This is a genomic window from Albidovulum sediminicola, assembly GCF_025751575.1.
GTDB lineage: Bacteria > Pseudomonadota > Alphaproteobacteria > Rhodobacterales > Rhodobacteraceae > Albidovulum > Albidovulum sediminicola.
In genome coordinates this window covers 18959-42007 of record NZ_JAOWLA010000004.1, presented here as the reverse complement: position 1 = coordinate 42007, position 23049 = coordinate 18959, and the positions used below count along the sequence as shown (strand labels likewise).

The 23049-nt window shown below is 67.2% G+C and carries 20 protein-coding genes; 3 read left to right on the top strand and 17 right to left on the bottom strand.

Annotation, left to right across the window (positions count from 1 at the left end):
• Positions 1 to 7: 7 nt before the first annotated feature.
• Positions 8 to 3115, top strand: coding sequence for an efflux RND transporter permease subunit (locus OE647_RS05475; protein ID WP_263720682.1), 3108 nt, complete (start codon positions 8 to 10; stop codon positions 3113 to 3115).
• A gap of 11 nt (positions 3116 to 3126) precedes the next feature.
• Here the strand turns inward: OE647_RS05475 and OE647_RS05470 are convergent, their stop codons facing one another.
• The 4 genes from OE647_RS05470 to OE647_RS05455 form a co-directional block, all read right to left on the bottom strand.
• A complete protein-coding gene (locus tag OE647_RS05470) occupies positions 3127 to 4305 on the bottom strand; it encodes an MFS transporter (protein WP_263720681.1) in 1179 nt (392 codons plus the stop codon).
• A 5-nt stretch (positions 4306 to 4310) separates the two neighbouring features.
• The gene (locus OE647_RS05465; RefSeq protein WP_263720680.1) at positions 4311 to 5795 is read right to left on the bottom strand and encodes a carboxypeptidase M32; all 1485 of its coding nucleotides are present in this window, start codon (positions 5793 to 5795) and stop codon (positions 4311 to 4313) included.
• Positions 5792 to 6946 carry a heme A synthase gene (gene ctaA, locus OE647_RS05460; RefSeq protein WP_263720679.1) on the bottom strand — a complete coding sequence of 385 codons (1155 nt, stop codon included), beginning with the start codon at positions 6944 to 6946 and terminating at the stop codon, positions 5792 to 5794. The genes OE647_RS05465 and ctaA overlap by 4 nt, the downstream gene beginning before the upstream one ends.
• A 67-nt stretch (positions 6947 to 7013) precedes the next feature.
• Positions 7014 to 7751, bottom strand: a complete 738-nt coding sequence (locus OE647_RS05455; RefSeq protein ID WP_263720678.1) for an RNA methyltransferase — start codon at positions 7749 to 7751, stop codon at positions 7014 to 7016.
• A gap of 134 nt (positions 7752 to 7885) precedes the next feature.
• Here OE647_RS05455 and OE647_RS05450 point away from each other — a divergent pair, with 134 nt between their 5' ends.
• A complete protein-coding gene (locus OE647_RS05450) occupies positions 7886 to 8506 on the top strand; it encodes a thiamine phosphate synthase (protein ID WP_263720677.1) in 621 nt (206 codons plus the stop codon).
• Here OE647_RS05450 and olsA read toward each other — a convergent pair.
• The 3 genes from olsA to OE647_RS05435 all read right to left on the bottom strand — a co-directional run bounded on the left by olsA (position 8503) and on the right by OE647_RS05435 (position 10445).
• Complete coding sequence (olsA, locus tag OE647_RS05445) at positions 8503 to 9339, bottom strand: lyso-ornithine lipid O-acyltransferase (RefSeq protein ID WP_263720676.1); 837 nt, start codon at positions 9337 to 9339, stop codon at positions 8503 to 8505. The two genes, OE647_RS05450 and olsA, sit on opposite strands and share 4 nt — an antisense overlap.
• Entirely contained in the window at positions 9336 to 10121 is a 786-nt protein-coding gene (gene olsB, locus OE647_RS05440; RefSeq protein WP_263720897.1) for an L-ornithine N(alpha)-acyltransferase, read from the bottom strand. The genes olsA and olsB overlap by 4 nt, the downstream gene beginning before the upstream one ends.
• A gap of 135 nt (positions 10122 to 10256) precedes the next feature.
• Positions 10257 to 10445 (bottom strand): DUF3553 domain-containing protein, encoded by a 189-nt coding sequence (locus OE647_RS05435; protein WP_263720675.1) that lies wholly within the window; start codon positions 10443 to 10445, stop codon positions 10257 to 10259.
• A 20-nt stretch (positions 10446 to 10465) separates the two neighbouring features.
• On the opposite strand from OE647_RS05435, the gene OE647_RS05430 reads away from it, so the two are divergent.
• Positions 10466 to 11056: a histidine phosphotransferase family protein gene (locus OE647_RS05430; protein ID WP_263720674.1), complete on the top strand. Its 591-nt coding sequence runs from the start codon at positions 10466 to 10468 to the stop codon at positions 11054 to 11056.
• A 23-nt stretch (positions 11057 to 11079) separates the two neighbouring features.
• Here the strand turns inward: OE647_RS05430 and OE647_RS05425 are convergent, their stop codons facing one another.
• From OE647_RS05425 to OE647_RS05380, 10 genes are all read right to left on the bottom strand, one after another.
• Entirely contained in the window at positions 11080 to 12333 is a 1254-nt protein-coding gene (locus OE647_RS05425; RefSeq protein ID WP_263720673.1) for a glutamate-5-semialdehyde dehydrogenase, read from the bottom strand.
• 83 nt (positions 12334 to 12416) lie between these two features.
• Entirely contained in the window at positions 12417 to 13532 is a 1116-nt protein-coding gene (proB, locus tag OE647_RS05420; protein ID WP_263720672.1) for a glutamate 5-kinase, read from the bottom strand.
• Positions 13520 to 14545, bottom strand: coding sequence for a GTPase ObgE (obgE, locus tag OE647_RS05415; protein WP_263720671.1), 1026 nt, complete (start codon positions 14543 to 14545; stop codon positions 13520 to 13522). The genes proB and obgE overlap by 13 nt, the downstream gene beginning before the upstream one ends.
• 120 nt (positions 14546 to 14665) lie before the next feature.
• Positions 14666 to 15736: an ATP-grasp domain-containing protein gene (locus OE647_RS05410; protein ID WP_263720670.1), complete on the bottom strand. Its 1071-nt coding sequence runs from the start codon at positions 15734 to 15736 to the stop codon at positions 14666 to 14668.
• Between the two features lie 129 nt (positions 15737 to 15865).
• Positions 15866 to 16405: a GNAT family N-acetyltransferase gene (locus OE647_RS05405; protein ID WP_263720668.1), complete on the bottom strand. Its 540-nt coding sequence runs from the start codon at positions 16403 to 16405 to the stop codon at positions 15866 to 15868.
• Positions 16406 to 16690: 285 nt separating this feature from the next.
• Entirely contained in the window at positions 16691 to 16960 is a 270-nt protein-coding gene (gene rpmA, locus OE647_RS05400) for a 50S ribosomal protein L27 (protein WP_263720667.1), read from the bottom strand.
• Positions 16961 to 16973: 13 nt separating this feature from the next.
• A complete protein-coding gene (gene rplU / locus OE647_RS05395) occupies positions 16974 to 17414 on the bottom strand; it encodes a 50S ribosomal protein L21 (RefSeq protein WP_263720665.1) in 441 nt (146 codons plus the stop codon).
• 193 nt (positions 17415 to 17607) lie between these two features.
• Positions 17608 to 18360, bottom strand: coding sequence for a cytochrome c biogenesis CcdA family protein (locus tag OE647_RS05390; protein ID WP_263720664.1), 753 nt, complete (start codon positions 18358 to 18360; stop codon positions 17608 to 17610).
• Positions 18361 to 18478: 118 nt separating this feature from the next.
• Positions 18479 to 21259: an Rne/Rng family ribonuclease gene (locus tag OE647_RS05385; protein ID WP_263720662.1), complete on the bottom strand. Its 2781-nt coding sequence runs from the start codon at positions 21257 to 21259 to the stop codon at positions 18479 to 18481.
• A 456-nt stretch (positions 21260 to 21715) separates the two neighbouring features.
• Positions 21716 to 23047: a sigma-54-dependent transcriptional regulator gene (locus tag OE647_RS05380; protein WP_263720661.1), complete on the bottom strand. Its 1332-nt coding sequence runs from the start codon at positions 23045 to 23047 to the stop codon at positions 21716 to 21718.
• Between the last annotated feature and the right edge of the window lie 2 nt (positions 23048 to 23049).

Here is a 23049-nt window from a genome sequence, read left to right as displayed (position 1 = left end):
GGTCCGGATGGCACGGTTCTTCATCGACAGGCCGGTCTTTGCCTGGGTGATCTCCATCCTGATCATGGGGGTGGGGCTCTTGTCGATCCTGTCGCTGCCCATCGCGCAGTATCCGCAGATCGCCCCGCCCTCGGTCCGCATCAGCGCCGCCTATCCGGGTGCCTCGGCCGATACGGTGGCCAACACGGTCACCCAGATCATCGAACAGCAGATGACCGGGATCGACGGCCTGCGCTACATGTCCTCGTCCTCGACCTCGGACGGCTCGGCCTCGGTCAACCTGACGTTCGAGACCGGGACCAACGCCGATATCGCGCAGGTCCAGGTGCAGAACAAGCTTGCCCAGGCCACACCGCTTCTGCCCGAGACGGTGCAGCGCCAGGGGCTGAGGGTGCAGAAATCCTCCTCAAGCTTCCTGATGGTGATTGCGCTGATCTCAGACGACGGGCGGCTCGACCAGTCGGACCTGTCGGATTACCTCAACTCCAACCTCGTGGATGCTTTCAGCCGTCTGGACGGGGTGGGCGGGGTGCAGGTCTTCGGGGCGCAATACGCCATGCGGATCTGGCTTGACCCGTCGAAGCTGGCGGCGTTCCAGCTTGCGCCTTCGGACGTGGTCAACGCGGTGTCGGCCCAGAACGCCCAGATCTCGGCCGGGGCTTTCGGGACCTTGCCGACGGTCGAGGGTCAGCAACTGAACGCGACCATCACGGCGCAGTCGCTTCTGTCCACGCCCGAGGATTTCGAGAACATCGTCCTGCGGGCGGAGACCAACGGCGGCCTGGTCCTTCTGAAGGATGTCGCGCGGGTGGAGATCGGCGCGCAGGACTATTCGACCATCGCCCGCTTCAACGGCAAACCCGCCTCCGGGATGGCGATCCAGCTTGCCTCGGGCGCCAATGCGCTCGACACCGCGCAGCGGGTCAAGGACCGCATCGCCGACTACGCGCAGTTCTTCCCCGAGGGCGTCAGCTACGTCATCCCCTACGACACCACCCCCTTCATCGAGATCTCGATCCAGGAGGTCGTGAAGACGCTCTTCGAGGCGATCGGGCTCGTGTTCCTGGTGATGCTCTTGTTCCTGCAGAACGTGCGGGCGACGCTGATCCCGACGCTGGCGGTCCCGGTCGTGATCCTTGGCACCTTCGCGGTGCTTGCCATCGCGGGTTTTACGATCAACGTGCTGACCATGCTGGCGATGGTGCTGGCCATCGGCCTGTTGGTGGACGACGCCATCGTTGTGGTCGAGAACGTCGAACGTATCATCGAGGACGAGGGCCTGAGCCCTCGTGAGGCGACGCGCAAGTCGATGGGGCAGATCACCGGCGCGCTGGTGGGAATCGCTCTGGTGCTTTCGGCGGTCTTCGTGCCGATGGCCTTCTTCGGCGGCTCGACCGGCGTGATCTACCGGCAGTTCGCGATCACCATCGTTTCGGCCATGGCGCTGTCGGTGCTGGTGGCGCTGACGCTGACACCGGCGCTTTGCGCGACGATCCTGCGCGCCAAGGACGCCCATCACAGCCGGCGCGGGATCCTCGGCCTCTTCAACCGCGGGTTCGAGGCGCTTTTGGGCGGCTACGCCCGGACGGTGGGCTGGGTGATCCTCCGCCCGCTCCGCGTGGGCGTGATCTACCTGGCCATCGGCGGCGGCATCGGCTGGCTTTTCACGACGACACCCACGGGCTTTCTGCCGAACGAGGATCAGGGCATCCTGATGACCCTTATCCAGGGGCCGACGGGCGCCACCGCCGAGCGGACGCTGAAGGTCGTGCAGGAGGTCGAGCGGCATTTCAACACCGCCGAGGGCGAGAATGTCGAATCCACCTTCGGTATCGCGGGCTTTTCCTTCGCCGGACGGGGTCAGAACATGGGCCTGGTCTTCGTCCGTCTCAAGGACTGGGAGGCACGGCCCGATCCGGCCCAAAGCGCCCAGGCGATCGCAGGCCGCGCGTTCGGCGCCTTCATGGGCATCCGCGACGCCATGGTCTTCCCGATCGTGCCGCCCGCGGTGATCGAGCTTGGCAACCTATCGGGCTTCGACTTCTACCTTCAGGCGCAGGGCGGGCAGAGCCATGAGGACCTGCTTCAGGCACGCAACACGCTGCTGGGAATGGCGGCGCAGAGCCCGCTGATCGCTTCGGCCCGGCCGTCGGGGCTGGAGGACGCGGCGCAGTTCAACCTCGATATCGACTGGCGTGCGGCGGGCGCGATGGGGGTGTCGCCCACCGATGTCGGAAACCTGCTGTCGATCGCCTGGGCGGGGCGCTACGTCAACGACTTCATCGACAACGGCCGTATCAAGCGCGTCTATGTGCAGGGCGAGGCCGGGTCGCGCGCCCTGCCCTCGGACCTGCAGAAATGGCGGGTACGCAACAGTACGGGCGACCTCGTCCCCTTCGCCAATTTCACGACCGAACGCTGGCAATACGGGCCGCAGGGCCTGTCCCGCTACGGCGGTGTACCCGCGATGCAGATCCAGGGTTCCCCCGCGCCCGGCGTCTCTACCGGCGAGGCGATGGCCGAGATCGAGCGGCTCGCGGCCCAGCTTCCCGGCTATGCCGTCGCCTGGACGGGCCTGTCGCTGGAGGAGCGGGACTCGAGCGGACAGGCGCCGCTCCTTTACGCGCTGTCACTGGCGGCGGTGTTCCTCTGCCTCGCGGCACTTTACGAAAGCTGGACCATCCCCTTCGCGGTGATGCTGGCAATGCCCGTGGGCATCGTCGGAACGCTCGCGGCAGCGCGCTTCGGCGGCTTCGACAACGGCGTCTTCTTCCAGGTCGGCCTGCTGACCGTGATCGGGCTCACCGGCAAGAACGCGATCCTGATCGTCGAATTCGCCCGCGACCGCTACCGCGCCGGAGAGGAGCTTTACCAGGCCGTGCGAGAAGCGGCGCGGCAGAGGTTCCGGCCGATCATCATGACCTCGATGGCCTTCACGCTGGGCGTACTGCCGCTGGCGCTATCCAGCGGTGCGGGCTCGGGCGGGCGGACGGCGGTGGGGGCGGCGGTGCTGGGCGGCACGCTTAGTGCCACGATCCTCGGCGTGGTGCTGATCCCGCTCTTCTTCATCCTCGTGCAGAGGATTTTCGGGCAAGGCAAGCGGGCGGGCGGATAAGGGGCTGGCGCTCAGATCCCGCGCGCCCGCAGCCAAAGCCCGATCGCGAACGCCAGCAGCGCAAAGCCAAGCGTGACCGACAGGAGAAGCGTCACGCCCCCCGCCCCGATCAGGATCGCGCCCAGGAAGGGCGCGACCGCCCCCGCGCCAAGGGGTGCCATCGCCAGCGCGCCGCTGATCGCACCGAAATTTTCCTGACCCAGGGCCTCGGCGGTGATCAACGGGCGCAGGACCGACTGTACCCCGATCGAGGCGCCCTGCCCCACGGCATAAATCGCGAAGAGCCACCAGTCGCCCGCCGCGACCAACAGCGCGAAGCTCGACCCGCTCATCCCCAGCGCGATGACCCGCGAAAGCGTCCCCGTCCCCACGCGCAGCCCCGGCAGCGTCAGCAGAAGCCGCCCCGCCACCTGCATCGGCCCGACGGAGGAGGCGACAAGCACCGCCAGCGCATGGGCCGCGCCCCGCTCCGTCAGGATCGGCAGGGCGTAGGTCGTCAGCATCATATGGTTGCCCATCATCAGCCCGAAATAGAGCGCAAGCGCCCAGAACTCCGGCCGGCGCAGCACCGCGCGGACCGCACCCGCCCTAAGTTCCGCCCGTTCGCCCCCGCGCCGCTCGCCGCGTCTGAGAAGGCGGACGCCGATAATGTTGGCGGGAAGCGTGATCAGCGCCTCGATACCCGCGAAAAGCAGGATCGCGCCGCGCCAGCCAAGCGCCTCCCCCGCCCAGGCGCCGATGGGAAAGGCGAAGGTGGAGGCCAACCCCGCCACCAGCGTGACCCGGATGATCGCGCGGCGCGCCTCCGGCCCCAGACGGCGCAGAAGGAAGGAAAAGCAGGTCTCATAAAGGCTCGCGGCCTGCGCGGCGCCGAGGACCATCCAGATCGCATACCAGGCCGCCAGATGCGTGACCTGCGAAAGCAGCGCCAGGCAAGCCGCCCCCAGAAGCGCAGCGCCCGCCAGTAGCCGCCCGCCATGGCCGCCATCGACCAGCCGCCCCGAAAACGGCGCCAGGGCCGCCTGCGCCAGAAGCGCCAGCGTCGGTCCCAGCGCAAGCTCGGCGCGGCTCCAGCCGCTTCCGTCCTCCAGCGCCAGGATGATCGCGCCGAACATGTAGAGGAGCGCGGCGAAGCCCGCGGTCTGGCCCACGGCAAGGATCCAGACACCGCGGCTTTCGTCGCGCGACATCCGGACTAAATCCCGTAAAGCGCGCGGAACTTCGCGTCGAGGTAATCGAGAAGCGGCCCCTCGTCGGGCGCAAAGCCACAGGCGCGCTCGACGACCTCGGCGGGGGCGTAAAGCCCGCCATGGCGCTGAAGGTTCTCCCGCAGCCAGCCGGTCGCGGGCGAAGCGTCGCCGCGCGCCAGACCCTCATCCAGATCCGGCACGGCCGCGCGCAGCGCCTTGTTCAGACAACCCGCGTAGACATTGCCAAGCGCGTAGGTCGGGAAATAGCCAAAGAGACCCACCGACCAGTGCACATCCTGCAAGACGCCATGCGAGGGCCTGTCGACGCGGACGCCGAAGTCGGCGTGGAAACGGGTATTCCAGGCCTCCTCCAGGTCGGCCACGGCCAGCGCGCCCGACATCAGCTGACGCTCCAGGTCGAAACGCATCATGATGTGCAGGTTGTAATGAACCTCGTCCGCCTCGGTCCGGATGAAGCCGGGCTGGACCCGGTTGACGGTACGGTAAAAGCTGTCGGCGTCGCGCAGGCCGAAATCGCCGAAGGTTTCCCGCATCCGCTCGTAAAGCCAGCCGGTAAAGGCGCGCGAGCGGCCAAGCTGGTTTTCGTAGATCCGGCTCTGGCTTTCATGGACCCCCATGGAGACGCCCGCGCCCAGCGGGGTCAGCAGATAGGCCTGATCGATGCCAAGCTCATAGCAGGCGTGGCCGACCTCGTGGATCGTGGAGTAGAAGCAGTTGAAGGGGTCCGTCTCCGCGACCCGGGTCGTGATGCGCGCGTCATTGCCGGAGCCGGAGGAAAACGGATGCACCGCCAGATCCAGCCGCCCGCGGTTCCAGTCGTAGCCGAAGGCGGTGGCCAGTTCGCGCGCCAGCGCCATCTGGCCATCCTTGCCGAAGCTGTGGGCCAGCGGCTCCGGCGCGTGGCGGGCGCCCAGAAGCGCCTCGCGCAGGGCAACAAGACGCGGGCGCATGCGCCCGAAGATCGCGGCAATGCCGTCGCCGGTTGCGCCGGGCTCGTAATCGTCCAGCAGGGCGTCATAGACATCGCCCCCGCCGTAGCCGCCCGCGGCCAGCGCCTGGCCCGCCTCGCGTTTCAGGGCCACGACCTTTTCCAGCGTCGGCAGGAAATGCGCGACATCGTCGCGGGCGCGCGCTTCGGCCCAGGTGCCCTGCGCGATGCTCGTCACCCGCGCGATCTCGGAAGCGAGCCGGGCGGGAAGGCAGGCATTGCGCCCATAGGCCCGCGCGATCAGGTCCAGCGCGCGCTGCCCGCCGGCGTCCGGCGCCTGCGCCGCGGCGAGCCATTCGCCCACCCGCGGATCGGTGCGCCTTGAATGCAGCACACCCTCGATCGCCGCCATCTCTTCGCCGCGCTGTTCGGCTGCGCCCTCGGGCATCATGGTTTCCTGATCCCAGCCCAGCCGGCCGGCGATCTGTCCCAGCGCCTCCGTCTCGCGCTGGAAGGCCATGAGGTCGGCAAACGCGGTCATCTTGCCCCCCGGACGGACTGAACGATCGGATATTGTGCGCGGTGGCGGGCACGGATGACCGCGACCCAAAGCGCGACCGCGCCCAGCTGATGCGCCAACCCAAGGCCCAAGGGCGCGGCATGCAGCACCGTGAAAATGCCGAGTATGACCTGCGCCAGGAGCACCACGCCCACAAGATCAAAGGCCCCCTTGGTCAGCGGATGCGCCGATCCCCGGCCGCGCCACCAGACGACCGCGCCGAAGACAAGCGCAAGATAGGCCACCATCCGATGCACGAACTGGACAAGGCCGGGGTTCTCGAAAAAGGCCCGCCAACTGCCGCCGCCATCGGGCACATAGAAGGCATCGGCCGGAAAGAAGCTGTCGCCCATGAGCGGCCAGGTCGGAAATGCCCGGCCCGCGTCGATCCCGGCCACCAGCGCGCCCAGCAGGATCTGCACGAAGGTCAGGTGCATGAGCCCCGTCGACAGCGAAAAGAGCTTGCCCTCGCGCCCGCGGCGGGCCTGCATCAGCGCGGCCTCGGTCCGCGACAGCGACAGCACATACCAGGCGATCAGGCCAAGGATCGCGAAGGCCAGCCCCAGATGCGTGGCAAGCCGGTAGGAGGCGACATCGACCATGCGCCCCGTCAGGCCCGATGAGACCATCCACCAGCCGATCGCGCCTTGCAGGCCACCCAGCCCGCCCAACGCCAGAAGCCGTCCGGTCCAGCCGACCGGGATGCGCCTCGCCACCCAGAAGAAGACGAACCCCAGCGCCCAGACCAACCCGATCACGCGGCCAAGCTGACGGTGCCCCCATTCCCACCAGTAGATGGACTTGAAGTCCTCAAGACCCATCTGGTGGTTCTGCAACTGGAATTCGGGGCTCGACTGGTACTTGGCGAACTCCGCCTGCCAGTCGGCCTCGGTCATCGGCGGCACTGCCCCCGTCACAGGGCGCCATTCTGTGATCGACAGCCCGCTGTCAGTCAGCCGGGTCAGCCCGCCCACCGCGATCATCGCCACGACCAGCACGAAGATCACCGCAAGCCAGGCCCGGACGCCTCCCCGCGCGCCGCGTTTGCCCGCGTCGATCATTCCGCCCTGCGGCGTCTGCGCGGTCTTGGATTCAGACCCAACCTCTTCGAACAGCTTTCTTTGCCCGGCCATGTCCCGCTCCTTGATCGGCGGGACACTAGGCGCGCGCGCGCGCCGCTTCAAGGGGCGCGGCCGCGCTTTAGCCGTCACGCTTGCGAAGGAGCTGGCGCAGCGCCCCGTGAAGCGTCTGCACATCGGCGCGGGTCAGCGGCATCCGGCTCCAGAGGTTCCTCAGGTTCAGCTTCATCCCCTCGGCCTTGGTGGCGGGGAAGAAGAAGCCCGCCTCCTCCAGCCGTTCCTCGAAATGATCGCCCAGGCGTTCGATCTCGATGGCGGGCGCAAGCTCGGTTCCTGCCAGTTCCAGCACCTCTGCCGGGCGGGTGTCGCCCTGGCGCAGCCATTCGTAGGCGCAGAGCAACACCGCCTGCCCGAGGTTGAGCGAGGCAAACTCGGGATTGACGGGGATCGAGATGATCGCGTTCGCCCGCACGATGTCGGGGTTTTCAAGCCCCGTGCGCTCGGGCCCGAAAAGGATCGCCACCTTCTGGCCCGAGGCGATCAGCGCGCGGGCGTGCTCCATCGCGCGCTCCGGTGTCATCACCGGCTTGGTCAGGTCGCGCGACCGGGCGGTGGTGGCGAAGACATAGGCGCAGTCGGAAACCGCCTCGGGCAGGGTCGCGAAGACGCCTGCGTGGTCCAGCACCCGGCTCGCCGCGCCAGAGGCCATCGCGACGGCGCGCGGGTTGGGCCAGCCGTCACGCGGATCGACAAGGCGCATGCGGCTCAGCCCGAAGTTCAGCATCGCGCGCGCGGCGGCGCCGATGTTTTCGCCCATCTGCGGGCGGACGAGAACGAAGGCGGGTTGGGCGTCGGTCATCTTGGGGTCCTGCGGCTTTGGCGCCTGATACGACCTTGTGCCGGGCCTGACAAGAACGCCCGCCCCAACACGCCCTTGGACTTCCCCCGCGATCTGGGCTAATTCCCGTCGAAACCATCGCTTCGGAGCCCGGCATGTCTGACAAGGACCTCCCGCAACTGTGCCTGATCACCCCGGCGGAGATCGACCTGGAGACCTTCTCGGACGCGCTGTCCTCGGTTCTGGACGCGGTCGAGACCGCTTGCATCCGCCTGTCTCTGGCCACGCGGGACGAGGACCGCATCGCACGGGCCGCCGATGCCGTGCGCCTTGTCGCCCATGACCGCGATATCCCGGTGGTGATCGAGACGCATGTGCAGATCGCCGAGCGCCACGGGCTGGACGGCGTCCACCTGACCGATGGCGCGCGCTCGATCCGCACGGCGCGCAAGGCGCTTGGCGCGGACGCGATCGTCGGCTCCTACTGCGGCAACACCCGCCACGAGGGCATCAACGCCGGCGAGGCCGGGGCCGACTATGTGGCCTTCGGGCCGGTGGGCGCCGTCGCGCTTGGCGCAGACGCAGTGGCCGACCGCGACCTTTTCGACTGGTGGTCGGCCATGGTCGAGGTACCGATCATCGCCGAAGGCGGGCTGACGCTGGAACTTGTCGAAAGCCTGGCGCCGGTCACCGATTTCTTCGCCGTCGGCGACGAGATCTGGTCAAGCGAGGACCCTGCCGCAGCCGCTAAACGCCTTCTGGCACCGATCCTCTAACGCGTCTCAGGCGCAAGCCTCTGTTCCAACCCCTGGCGGACGATCTCTTCGCAGTGCCGCGCAAGCTCCTTGCGCGAGGGGAAGGCATCGACGGCCACGGGGTCATGGAAGATCACCTCAACCTCGCCGTGGCGCAGCGTCGCGAGCGACTTGAGGAAATGGGGCGCGAACGCCATATCGCCCCACCACCCGTAGAAGCGCGGCTCCCGCCCCTCCGGCGCCCGGTAGACGACCGAGACGGGCTGGATGTGCATCACGTGGTCCAGCCCGTGGGTGTAGAAGGCCTGGAACAGCGTCGGCTTGAAGGGCAGCACCCTCAACCCGTCGGTCGAGGTCCCCTCGGGGAAGATCACAAGCCTGTTGCCCGCGCGCAGACGGCTCTCGATCACGCGCTGCTGGTCCTTGGCCTGGCGCGGATCACGGGCGATGAAGACCGTGCCCGTCGCGCGCGCAAGCCAGCCGATCCCTGGCCAGCGCGCCACCTCCGACTTGGAGACGAAATAGATCCGCTGGCAGGCGTTGAGCGTAAAGATATCAAGCCATGAGGCGTGGTTGGCGACGATCGCCCCCCGTTCGCGCATGGGCTGGCCGCGAACCCGGTAGCGCATCCCCAGGATGACGAAGGCCGAGCGGCAGACGAACTGTGTGACGAACGGACTCAGCGGACGGCGGTGGCGAAAGACCGGCGCCTCTACCAGCCTGAGCGCCAGCAGCACCGCAAGCGAACCATAGGTGACCGTTCCCAGCGTCAGACCGCGCACACCTGCGACAGCCCAGCCGAGCGGACCGATGCGCGGGGCTTCGGGCGCATCCTTGCTGCGCCAGGTGGTCAAACCTTCGCCTCGAACTTGCGGACGTAGAAGCCCTTGTGCTTGGCGCTCATCGCCGCGGTATCCATCAGCAGCATAACGTCGGTCGTATTGAAGGCGTAATCGACAAACGCACCCTCGCCCACGAAGCCGCCGAGCCGCAAGTAGGCTTTCATCAGCGCGGGCATCGCGCCAAGCGCCGCGCGCTTGTCCAGCGCCTCGGCCGGCAGCAGGTCCATGGGTTGGAAATGCCCCTCCACCACGCGCACCCGCAGAGGCTCCGGCGCCAGGTGGTGACGGTGCAGCCAGGACAGCGGAGCCTTCAGCGCCTCGATATCCGTGCCATGGAAGCTTGCCACGCCGAACATCACCTCGATGTCGCGCTCCAGAACGTATTCGGAGAGCCCGTTCCACATCAGGAACATGGCCGATCCGGTGCGGTAGTCTGGATGCACGCAGGACCGCCCCAGTTCCAGCAGCCTGCGCCCCGAGGCGCGTAGCTTCGTCAGATCGTATTCCGCATCGCAGTAGAAACGCCCAAAGTCCGCCGCGCGCTCCCCGGGGAAAAGCCGGTAGACGGCCACGACATGATCCAGTGCCGCCGCATCGCGCCGGCTGTCCACAAGGATCAGGTGATCGTTCACGGCGTCGAACTCGTCCCGCTCAAGCCGGTTGGCATGGTCCACCATCGGCCCGTCACCGCCCAGTTCCTCCACGAAGACCGCATAGCGCAGGCGTTGCGCGGCCAGAAAATCCTGCTCGGTCTCAGCCAGGCGGATTGTGAGGGGCGAGGTCTCGGGGATCATCGGCCGGTCCAGCACGGTTGCTCCTTGGGGTGATGCGCGATTTAGGCACCATGCGCATCTTTTGCAACGGAATCATGTCCGGCGCCCGGGCCATCACACGCAAGAGTTGCAATCGCTTGCGGCATTAACCTTTCGTCAACTATCTTCCCCGAAGACGGGTTCAAGTTCCACCTCAAGTCCGTTGATGACCACTTTGCCGGCATGTTCGAAATTCACGGTTATGCGGGCCCCGATCCGCGACTGGACCTGGCCCAGACCCCAGTCGGGCGCGGCCGGGTTCCGCACGGTCATTCCCGGCTCAAGCATCGCGTTCAGTCCCTTCATGCATCCTCCGAGGTCTGTCCATGCCGCATGATACGGCCGAGCTTGCCGCGCTTATCGGCTCGCGCATGTGCCACGATCTTATCAGTCCGATCGGCGCCATCGGCAATGGTGTCGAATTGCTGGAGATGGCGGGAACCGCCGGGCCAGAGGTCACGCTGATTGCCGAAAGCGTCGCTGCCGCAAACGCGCGTATCCGGTTCTTCCGCATCGCCTTCGGTGCCGCGCCGCAGGATCATCGCGTCGGCCCGTCCGAGGTGCGCGCCGTCCTGTCGGACCTGACGCGGGCAGGCCGGCTGCGCTACGACTGGCAGCCGGCGGGCGACCAGCCGCGCGGCCTGGTAAAGCTTGCCTTCCTTCTTCTTCAATGCTGCGAAAGCGCGATGCCCTTTGGCGGAACCGTCACCATCACCGAAGCCGATGGGCACTGGCGGCTCGCCGCGCGCGCCGACACGCTGAAGATCGACGCAGCGCTTTGGCAGCGGTTTGAGGGCGGGGGCGCACCCGTCTCCGCCGCGCAGGTCCAGTTCGCGCTGGCCCCGATCGAGGCCGGCGCGCTTGGCCGCGCCCTTCTGCTGGAGCGGGACGAAACCCGGATCGACATCCGCTTCTGATCCCGTCAATGGTCCCGTGGCACTCAGGCCCGGACCGCGCCGTGCCCATCGACCAGGTACTTGAAGCTCGTCAGCTGCTCGGCCCCCACGGGTCCCCGCGCATGCATCTTGCCCGTGGCGATCCCGATTTCCGCGCCCATGCCGAACTCCCCGCCATCGGCGAACTGGGTCGACGCGTTGCGCATCAGAATCGCGCTGTCGAGCCGGGCGAAGAACCGCTCCGCCGCCGCGTCATCCTCGGTCAGGATCGCCTCGGTATGCGAAGAGCCGTAGGTGCGGATATGCGCGATCGCGCCGTCGATATCATCGACCACGCGCGCGGCGATGATCATATCCAGGAACTCGCGTCCGAAATCCTCCGCCGTCGCGGGTCGGGAGCCGCGCATCCCCTCGGCCCGCACCTCGACACCGGCCGCCATCAGGTCTTCGACGATCTGCTGGCCAAGGGTAGCCGCCACGTCGCGATGGACCAGCAGGCATTCCGCCGCCCCGCAGATGCCGGTACGGCGGGTCTTGGCGTTCATCACCACCTTGCGCGCCATCTCAGGATCGGCGGCGCGATCGACATAGACGTGGCAGATCCCCTCCAGATGCGCGAAGACCGGCACGCGCGCCTCGGCCTGGACCAGACCGACAAGGCCCTTGCCGCCACGAGGCACGATGACGTCAATGGTGCCGACCGCGCGCAGCATCTCGGCCACGGCGGCCCGGTCGCGCGTCGGGACAAGCTGGATCGCAGCTTCCGGCAGGCCCGCAGCCTTCAGACCCTGCACCAGGCAGGCGTGAATCGCACGGCTGGAATGGAAGCTTTCCGACCCGCCGCGCAGGATGACGGCATTGCCGGATTTCAGGCAAAGCGCGCCCGCGTCCGCCGTCACGTTCGGGCGGCTTTCATAGATCACGCCGATCACGCCCAGCGGCGTGCGCACACGCCGGATGTTGAGGCCGGAAGGCATGTCCCATTCGGCGATGACCTCACCCACCGGGTCCTTCTGCGCGGCAACGGCCCGGAGCCCGCTGACAATGGCGCCGATCCGGGTGCCATCGAGCATAAGCCGGTCCATCATCGCCGAGCTCAGGCCCTTTTCGCGGCCAAAGGCCAGATCCTCGGCATTGGCCGCGATGATCGCGGCCTCGCCGGCCGCCACGGCCTCCGCCGCCGCCTCCAGCGCGGCTTGCCGGGCATGCGCGGGGGCACAGGCCAGTTCCGCCGCCGCTTCCTTCGCCCGCGCGCCGATCCCAGCCATCATCGCCGCGATGTCATCCATATCTTTCACCCGCCGCCTCTTCATTCTGGCCCAAATACTCCCGCCGGAGGCATCCCCGGCCGGGGCAAAGCACCGACGTCACAGAACCATCGTCACAGGGCCATGTCGTCGCGATGCACCACCGGTCCGCGCCCGGCATAGCCCAGAATGGCCTCGATGTCACCCGAGCGGCGCCCGGCGATGGCCTGCGCCTCGGTCGCGGAATAACGCACCAGTCCCTTGGCCAAGGCCTCACCGTCGGGGCCAAGGATCGCGACCGGATCGCCACGCCCGAAACGGCCCGTAACCGCGATCACCCCCGCCGCCAGAAGCGACTTTCCCGCGCTCAGCGCGGCCACGGCGCCCGCGTCCAGCCGCAACTCCCCGCGCGGTTTCATCGCCGCGATCCAGCGCTTGCGCGCGGCTTGCGGGTCGCCGTCGGGCAGGAACCAGGTCCGGTTCGCCCCACCCGCCAGTGCGCTGAGCGGCCGCAGGACGGAGCCCTCCATGATCGCCATGGCACAGCCCCCCGCGACAGAGGTCTTGGCCGCCAGCAATTTCGTCTTCATCCCGCCCTTCGACAGGCCGGAGACCGGATCACCCGCCATCGCCTCGATCGCGGGCGTGATCCGCTCCACCACCTCAAAGCGGGTGGCGCTGGGGTCCTCTTTCGGATTGGCGGAATAGAACCCGTCCACGTCCGACAACAGAACAAGCTGATCGGCCCCGATCGTCACCGCGATCTGCGCGGCCAGACGGTCGTTGTCGCCAAAGCGGATCTCGTCCGTCGCCACGGTGTCGTTCTCGTTCACGATCGGCACGACGCCCAGTGACAGAAGCGTTTCCATCGTCGCGCGGGAGTTGAGGTAGCGCCGCCGGTCCTCAGTATCCTCCAGCGTGACCAGCACCTGGCCCGTCGGGATCCCGTGCGGGGCAAGCACTTCCTCATAGGCGCGGGCCAGCCGGATCTGACCCACAGCTGCGGCCGCCTGGCTCTGGTCCAGTGTCAGCGCCCCCCAGGGCAGACCCAGCGCCCCGCGCCCCAAGGCGATGGAGCCGGACGAGACCAGGATAACCTGCGTGCCCCGCGCGCGGGCGGCGGCCACGTCCTCGGCCAGGCCCTTCAGCCAATCGATCTTCAACCCGCGCTCGCGGTCCACCAACAGGGCGGAGCCGATCTTGACCACCAGCCGCCGCGCACCGGCGACATCGGGGCTCAGGGCTGCCATGCCTTCACCTCGGGGGAGACGGCGCGATCCGCCGCGATTTCGGCCCAGAGCGCGCGCAGGACCTCCGTCAGGCCTTTCTTCGCCGCGCCGGAGATCAGGAACACCGGCGCGCCCACCGCCTTTTCAAGTGACCGCTTGCGCCCCGCCAGGGTCTTGGCGTCAAGCGCGTCGATCTTGTTCAGCGCGGTGATCCGGGGCTTGGCGGCCAGCTCTGGAGAGTAGGCCTCAAGTTCCTGCAGGATCGTCCGGTAATCCTTTGTGATCGTTGAGGATGTTCCGTCCACCAGATGCAGCAGGACCGAGCAGCGCTCGACATGGCCCAGGAACAGGTCGCCCAGGCCCCGCCCTTCGGAGGCGCCCTCGATCAGGCCCGGGATGTCGGCCATGACGAATTCCTTGCCGTCAACGCCGACGACGCCAAGGTTGGGGTGCAGCGTGGTGAAGGGGTAATCCGCGATCTTCGGCCGCGCGTTCGAGACCGCCGAGAGGAAGGTGGACTTGCCCGCGTTCGGAAGGCCCAACAGCCCCGCATCCGCGATCAGCTTGAGCCGGAGCCAGATCGTCCGCTCGATCCCCTCCTGCCCCGGATTGGCACGCGACGGCGCACGGTTGGTCGAGGACTTGAAGTGCAGGTTGCCGAAACCGCCGTTACCCCCCTTGGCGAGACACACGCGCTGGCCGACCTCGGTCAGGTCGGCGATCAGGGTTTCCTCGTCCTCATCGATAATCTCGGTCCCGACCGGCACCTTCAGGACGATGTCGTCGCCGTCCTTGCCGGTGCGTTGACGGCCCATGCCGGGCTGGCCGTTCTTTGCGAAGAAGTGCTGCTGGTAACGAAAGTCGATAAGCGTGTTCAGCCCGTCCACGGCCTCCGCCCAGACCGAGCCGCCCTTGCCGCCGTCGCCGCCGTCGGGCCCGCCGAATTCCACGAACTTCTCGCGCCGGAACGACACGCATCCCCCGCCTCCGCCACCAGAGCGGATGTAGACCTTGGCAAGATCGAGGAATTTCATGGTCAGTGCCCCTTTTCGGATCGGACAGGCGATAGTCGCTTGGGCGAAGAATCGCAAGGTCTGTGGGTGAGACGGCGTCGGGAGCCCGCCTTTCACCCGCCCGTCGAGGCAGACGATCCCTCAGGGCGCACGTTCGAAAATCTCCGACACGCTGGGAAGGGCTGCCGCCGGGCCTGCGTCGCCGGTCGCGGCGCGGGCAAGGAAGCCGTCGACCGCCGCATCGATCGCCGCGCGCACCGGTCCGTGGAGCCTGCGGAACCGCTCCTTCCCGATGGAAGACTTGAAGAAACTGAGCGGCTGGACCATCGTCATCGCCGCGTTCGCCTCGAAAAGCACAAGGCGGCCATCCGGCGCGAGGCCAAGGTCAGCCCCGATGAAGTCCATCGCGCTGCGCGCTCCGATCTCGGCCATGACCGCGGCCAGGCGGCCCTCGGCCACCAGCTGCTCTGCCAGCTCCGCCTCTCGCGCGGCAAAGATGTCGGGCGGGGTTTCGCCGGTCTCGTGATTGATCCGCCAGTGCTGCGAATGTTTGATCGAGTGCACGCGCATCTGGCCGCCGAACCAGCCCGCGCGCAGCTTCAGGAAGCCCTCCGGCCCCTGTGTGTCGTGAAACTGCGTCATGAAATGCGGCTTGCCGTACCAGTGGGTCTTGTAGACCTTCGGCCAGTCGAAGGGCGTGTCGATCCGCACCAGGTCGCGCCCGGTCTGAGAGGCCGCAGGCCGCACCAGCACCGGGTAGCGGAAGCCGCCGTCCTTGAAGGCCTTTTGGAAACTGTCGGTCTCCTCCGCCAGGAAACGGTGGCACCGGGGGACGACAAGCCCGTCGATCCCGGCAAGCCGCGCCGCCGAAAGATCGCGCCGCGTCAGCGCCACCGCGCGGGGGTGGTTGAAAATCGGCAGCGTCGCCCCGAACGCCGCGTCGAGGCCCAGAAGCCCGCTGCGGTATTCGTCGGCGTCGGCGCATAGGTTGACGACCCAGGACAGACCACGCTGTTCCGCTGGACGGGGCGGCGGGTAGAAGAACAGGCTGCCAAGCTTGCGCAGCTTGTCGAGCGCGCCTTCGCTCAGCAGCGTCCGGTTGGGCCAAAGGTAGGTGGGACGGCCGCTATCCTCGATCCGAACGCGGACCTGGCCGCTGTCCGGCACCGCCTCGAACAGGAGGCCCCTGCCCTTGCCGTTCTTGTTCGTCACCCTAGCCTCCGAGGTCGCGACCGCGACCCCGCCGAACCTGCATGACGGGAGCGCGGGCGGACAAGGGCAAAACTGCCCCAGCCAGAGGAAAAACCAAGATTGCCGTCCCGGATGTGGCAGATGACCCGTTCAGGCCATCTTGCGCACGTAGGTCCAGGTCGGGACGGTGCGGCCACGCGCGACCGAATAGGCCTCCGCATCGCCCAGATACTCAAAACCGCTGTTCGTCAGCACACGGGCAGAGCCCAGGTTATCCTGAAAAACCTCGGCGAAGAGCGTGCGCGCACGGTGGGGGTTCGCCTCCACCATGGCGGCCACCGCCTCGGACGCAAGGCCCGTGTTCCAGAGCGCCGGAGCCACCCAATAGACGATCTCGCTCTGCCCGCGGTCCATGGGGGTCAGGCTGACGACGCCCAGAACCTCATCGAGGCCATGTTCCGAGCCATCCATGACCCAGATATCCTCGCCGCAGCCCTCGTTCAGGCACCGCTCCACATAAGCCTCGGTCGCGCCGGCGGGCAACGGGTGCGGAATGACCCGGGTGGCCTCGGCCACGCGCTTGTCGGCCGTGTAGAAGCCGATCAGCCCCACGTCGGACCGCCTTAGCGGGCGCAACATGAAGCGCTCCGCCCGGATCACGGGCAAGGTCGCGATCTGTTCGTAAAGCATGCTCTCCCTCCTCCGTTGCCGGGGCAGCAGGCGAAGCCGATCCGAAAAGCATGGAGGGCTTGAAATACTATGCCCCCGGCGCCGTCGCTCGGCCGCTCTGACCCGACCCTATTTTCCAAATGGGGCCTATGAATGGCGGAACCAATCCCCTGCCGTGTCTGAATCGCGGCGCAAATCGTCCGGCCCGCCCCCTTGACCCGTGAACCACGTCGCGGCGCCGGGCAAAAGGAAAGGGACCGGCCTTTCGGCCGATCCCCCTTTACAATCCGATTGTAACGGTTCGGCTTACTCGGCGGCCTCCGCCACAGGGAGGACCGAAATAAACGTGCGGCCCTTGAGACCTTGCTTGAAGGTCACGCGGCCATCGACGGTCGCATAGATCGTGTGGTCACGGCCCATGCCGACGCCTTCGCCCGGCCACCAGGTGGTGCCGCGCTGACGCACGATGATGGCGCCCGGCTGGGCCGACTGGCCGCCGAACAGTTTCACGCCGAGACGACGGCCCGCGGAGTCGCGGCCGTTGCGGGAGGAACCGCCTGCTTTTTTATGTGCCATGGGGTGTTACTCCTTACGCTTCGGCTTTTTTCGAGGCGCGCTTTGCCTTGGGGGCTTCGGCGGGCTTGGCTTCGGCATTGTGCGCCGCGACGCGGGCGGCGTGGGTGCCGGTCGCTGCCGTAACGCCCGACTTTTCCGCGCCCGAGGCGAGGATATCCGTCACGCGCACGAGCGTCAGCTTCTGGCGGTGGCCACGGGTGCGCTGCGAGGAGTGCTTGCGGCGGCGCTTCCAGAAGGTGATGACCTTGTCGGCCTTGATCTGGTCGATGACCTCGGCCTGAACGGCCGCGCCCGCGACGAGGGGGCTGCCCAGAACCGGGGCATCGCCACCGATCATGAGCACTTCGTTGAACTGAATCTTGTCACCGGCGTTGGCGGCCAGAAGTTCCACGCGCAGGACGTCGCCCGCCTGGACCTTGTACTGTTTGCCACCGGTCTTGAGGACCGCGAACATGGGTCTTTCCTTCTTCGTTTCCGCGCCCTGTGGCCCCCGCTTCGGGTGTTTCCGGCCCTTCGGCCGCCTCGGACAGCGCGCCCCCTCCTGGGGACGTCATTGCAACAGAGAATCCCGGCCGGGCCTGAGGCCCGTCGGGATGCGGGCTTATCGGCAATCACGCCTGGAATGTCAAGCGCCGGGGACGCGCGCCCTACCCCACCACGCCGAGCGCGGGGAAGGTTTCCAGCAGCCAGTAGGAAAACGCGCTGAAACTGCCCGTCGCCATCAGGAGGCCGATAGTCCAGAGGAGAAGCCCCATGATCTTCTCGATCTGCTCCAGGTTCCGCTTGAGAAAGCCCATCGCGCCCTTGAGGCGCGGGAAGAAGGCCGCGACCAGAAGGAAGGGGATCCCCAGCCCCAGCGCGTAGACCGCCAGAAGCGCGGCCCCGCGCGGCAGGCTCGCATCCTCGGCCGCGAGAGTCAGGATCATGCCCAGTTGCGGCCCGATGCAGGGCGTCCAGCCGAACGCGAAGGCGAGCCCCAGGACGTAGGCGCCAAAGGCGCTGCCGCCGCGGTCGCCCGCGTCGATGCGCGCCTCCCGGTCAAGGAAGGGGATGCGGTAGACACCGATGAAATGCGCGCCGAAGACCATGATGACGATGCCGGAGGCGGTGGCGAACCAGTCCTGGTTCTGCAGCAGGAAGCGCCCGAGCGCGGAGGCGGCAATCCCGAGCAGGAGGAAGACCGTCGACAACCCCAGCACAAAGAACACCGCCGCCAGAAGCGCCGCGCGCCGCGCCCGCACCTCGCCCGCCATGTCACCCATGCCGACCCCTGCCATGTAAGCAAGGTAGGACGGCACGATCGGCAGCACGCAGGGGCTGACGAAGGAAAAGACGCCTGCGATCAGGGCGACGAGGGCGGCCAGGGGAAACCCGCCGGTCAGGATACTTGGATCGAACATGGTCCTTCCATAGCGCAGGCCGCGGACAAGGTCACGAGGCCGAAGGCCGCGCAATTGTCACATGCGCGTGCCCCATAAACGAAACGCCGGGCGACATGGCCCGGCGTTCCTGCGTTCATCAGCGGCCGAGCGACCACCAGCCCCGCCGCCGGGGCTTGTCCGGGTCGGATGCGGAGGACGCGTCCTCTTCCGGGTCGGGCTGCAATCCGGCCTCGGCCGAAGCCGGTTCCAGCGCCGGTTGTGCGACCGGCTCGGGCTCGGGCTGCGCCATGGGCTCGGGCTGCGCGGCAACCTCGGGCTGGGGCTCAGGCTCAGTCTCGGCAACAGGCGCGGGCTGTGCCTCGGGCTCCGGCGCCGCCGTTTGCTCTGCTGCGGCGGGGGTGGCCGCCGACTCGGCTGCCTCTTCGGCAGGCTTGGCTTTCGCGCGCGGTTTGCGCGTGCGGGCGGGCTTGGCCTCTTCGGCGCCCTCGGACTTGGGCGCGGCCTTAGGCTTGCGGGTCCGCTTCGGCTTTGCCGGAGCCTCTTCGGTCGCTTCGGCGGGCACTTCAGCTTCGGGCGCTGCCGGCGCCTCGGATGCCGCCGCCTCATCGGACGCGGGTGCCACCTCCTCCGCCTTGGCAGATTTCCTCGACCGGCTACGGCGCGATTTCGGTTTCTCCGGGGCGACGGGCGCCTCGGCGGCCTCAGGTGCAGCCTCGGCGGCGCTCACGGCCTCGGCACCGTTGGCGGCCTCGCCCTCGTCCTCAGCGGTCTCGTCATCCGCGCCTTCGCCCGCGGCCTCAGCGCCGTCAGCTGCACGCGCATCGCCGTTGCCGCCCTTGCGACGCCGCCGACGACGACGCTTTTTCTTGCGACCGGGCTCGCCGTCGGCCTGCGCGGCAGGCGCCGGTGCGGCCTCCTCCTCCGCCTCGTCCACTTCGACCTCGAGGTCCTCTTCTTCCTCTTCCTCGATCTCGGGCATCAGCGTGGCATCGACCGACACCACAGGCGTCTGCACCTCGGGCACGAAGCGGGTCGCGGTCTTGAACTTCTCGATCGCGTAATCGGGGCTGACCAGCGTCGGATCGGCCTCCACCCGCACCGAAAGCCCATAGCGCGCCTCGATCTGGGCGATGTGTTCGCGCTTCTGGTTCATCAGGAAGTTGACCACCGCGATCGGCGCCTTCAGCAGAACCTCGCGCGAACGCTTGCGCGTCCCCTCTTCCTCAAGCTGGCGCAGGATCTGCAGCGCCAAGCTGTCGTCCGAACGGATGATGCCCGTCCCGTGGCAATGCGCGCAGGGCTGCGTCGTCGATTCGAGCATGCCCGGACGCAGGCGCTGACGGCTCATCTCCAGAAGGCCGAAGCCGGAGATCCGCCCCACCTGGATGCGGGCGCGGTCGGTTTTCAGCCGTTCCTTCAGGCGCTTCTCGACGGCGGCGTTGTTCTTACGCTCCTCCATGTCGATGAAGTCGATGACGATCAGCCCCGCCAGGTCGCGCAGGCGCAGCTGGCGCGCGACCTCGTCGGCAGCCTCAAGGTTGGTCTTGAGCGCGGTCTCCTCGATCGAGCCTTCCTTGGTCGCCCGGCCGGAGTTCACGTCGATGGCGACCAGCGCCTCGGTCACGCCGATGACGATGTAGCCGCCCGATTTCAGCTGCACGACCGGGTTGAACATCCCCGCCAGGTAGCTTTCCACCTGGTAGCGCGCGAAAAGCGGCAGCGCCTCGGTGTAATGCTTCACGTTCTTGGCGTGGGACGGCATGATCATCTTCATGAAGTCCTTGGCCGCGCGGTAGCCCTTGTCGCCCTCGACCAGGACCTCGTCGATGTCCTTGTTGTAGAGGTCGCGGATCGAGCGCTTGATCAGATCGCCTTCTTCGTAGATGGGCGCAGGCGCGACCGATTTCAGCGTCAGGTCGCGGATCTGCTCCCAGAGCCGCATCAGGTATTCGTAGTCGCGCTTGATCTCGGTCTTGGTCCGCTGGCTGCCCGCCGTGCGGATGATCAGGCCCATGCCCTCCGGCACGTCGATCTCGGTCGCGATCTCTTTCAGCTTCTTGCGGTCGGCGGCATTGGTGATCTTGCGCGAAATGCCGCCGCCACGCGCGGTGTTCGGCATCAGCACGCAGTAGCGGCCCGCGAGGCTGAGGTAGGTCGTCAGCGCCGCGCCCTTGTTGCCGCGCTCTTCCTTGACCACCTGGACCAGCATGATCTGCCGGACCTTGACGACCTCCTGGATCTTGTACTTGCGCGGCCGCGGCTTGCGCGGCTGGCGGATCTCCTCCGCGACGTCCTCTTCGGCGACCGATTCGATCTCCGGGTCGGCATCGGCGGCGTGGTCGGCGGCAACATAAGGTTCATCGCCGGCGGCGCCGTCGGACGCCTCGCCGTCCTGATCCTCGGTCGCATCCTCCGTCCGCGCGGGCGCTTCCGTCACTTCGGCGGGCGCCTCGCCCTCCCCGGTCTCGACGACCTCGACCGGCGCCTCATCTTCCGACAGGTCGACGATCGACATGCCGGGGATTTCCTCGCTGGTCGCCACCGGATCGGCCGAACGGACCTCTTCTGCGCGGCGATCGGGACGGCGGCGGCGCGAACGGGTGTTCTCCTCGGCATCCATGGCCTCGGCATAGGCCTTTTCCTCGGCCAGCAGCGCCTTACGGTCCGCGACAGGGATCTGGTAATAGTCCGGATGGATTTCCGAGAAGGCGAGGAAACCATGCCGGTTTCCGCCGTAATCCACGAAGGCCGCCTGAAGCGACGGCTCGACGCGCGTCACCTTGGCGAGGTAGATATTGCCGGCTAGCTGGCGTTTGTTGACTGTCTCAAAGTCGAATTCCTCGACCTTGTTTCCGTCGACCACCACAACGCGGGTCTCTTCCGCGTGGGTGGCATCGATGAGCATTTTCTTGGCCATGAATGGGTTCCGCATGCACCTGGCCGCGCCCGTCCTGGCGGGCGGGAACGGCTGGGGGCATGTTGTGCTGTGGCGTTGCGGGACGGCGAAAGAACGGCGCGGGCGGGCGATCTTGCGCCTGCCATCTCGTCTCTTCTTGCGTCGCGTAGCATCGCGTTTCTGTCCTGACTGCCCCGAGAGGCACCCGTTGTGATCCCCGCGCCTTGTCGGCCAGCGGGGTGTTTGATCGGCCTTTCGGCCAATGTCACCTGCCGGGATTCCGAAGGGAACCGGGCAGAGAATTCTTCAAGCCGGCGCACGCCAATGACGCGTCGAACCGCCTGAGGCCAACATTAGCGGGGTTGGAGGCGCAAACACAATGGCCAAAATGCGCCTATCGGCGCGCCATTCATTCTGGCCCAAATACTCCGGGGGTCCGGGGGCAGCGCCCCCGGCCTTCGCCCCGCGCCAGGCGGATCAGAGGTAATCCTGACGCTGCAGCCCGTACTTGGCCATCTTTTCGTTCAGCGTCCGGCGCGGAAGGCAAAGCTCCTCCATCACGGCGGTGATCGATCCGCGATGGCGGCGCATGGTATTGTCGATCAGCATCTTCTCGAAGCTTTCGACATATTCCTTCAGCGGCTTGCCCTCTGTCGTCATCGTCTGGCCCGCGTCCTCATTCTCGGACATGAGGAGCGAGGCGATCGATCCCGTGCCACGGCGGTTCTGCAGGACAGCGCGTTCGGCCACGTTGATCAGCTGGCGCACGTTGCCGGGCCAGGGCGCCTGAAGAAGCTGGGCTGCCTCCTGCGCGGTCACTTGCGGGGCCTCGCAGCCGTATTCCTCGGCGAACTGCTCGGACAGGCGGGTGAACAGGACCAGGATGTCCTCGCCGCGCGAGCGCAGCGGCGGCAGCATGATCTTCAGCGCGGCCAGGCGGTAGTAAAGATCCGGTCGCAAAGCATCCTCGACCGTTCGGCCCTGCTCATGATCGTTGCAGATGGCGATGATCCGCGTCTCGGCCGGGATGCCCTGGTCGTTGATGAAGGTCAGCAGCCGCGATTGCAGCGCGTGGCTCAGCGCCTCCACGTCCTCAAGCACCAGCGTGCCGCCGCGCGCCTCCTCGACCAGCGGGATCTGCCCGCCCTCGTCCATCGGGCCGAAAAGCCGCTTGCCCAGCATGTCCTCGGCAAAGGCGGCGCAGCTGACCACGACGAACTTCTTGCCCGCGCGCGGCCCCACGGCGTGAAGCGCATGCGCGACCAGCGTCTTGCCGGTGCCGGTTTCGCCATCGATCAGCACATGCCCGTCCGCTTGCCCCAGATCGAGGATATCCTCGCGCAGGCGCTCCATCGCGGGGGAATTGCCGATGAGTTTCTTCATCAGCGTCGAGCCGTCCGCAAGCTCACGCCGCAGCGCCCGGTTATCAAGCGTCATGCGCCGCGTCTGGGTCGCGCGCTTGGCAAGCTCGGTCATCCTGTCCGGGTTGAAGGGTTTCTCCAGGAAGTCGTAAGCGCCGATCCGCATCGCCTCGACAGCCATGGGCACGTCCCCATGGCCCGTGATCATGATCACCGGAAGCCCGCTGTCGACGCTCATCAGCCGCTTGAGGAAGGCCATGCCATCCATCCCCGGCATCTTGATGTCCGAGACCACCACGCCCGGCCAGTCCGGCCCGATCGCCTTCAACGCCTCTTCGGCAGAGGGATAGGTTTCGGTGTCGAACCCCGACAGCGCCAGCCACTGGCTGATCGACTGGCGCATGTCCTGTTCGTCATCGACGATCGCGATCTTCATCATGCGAGCCATGG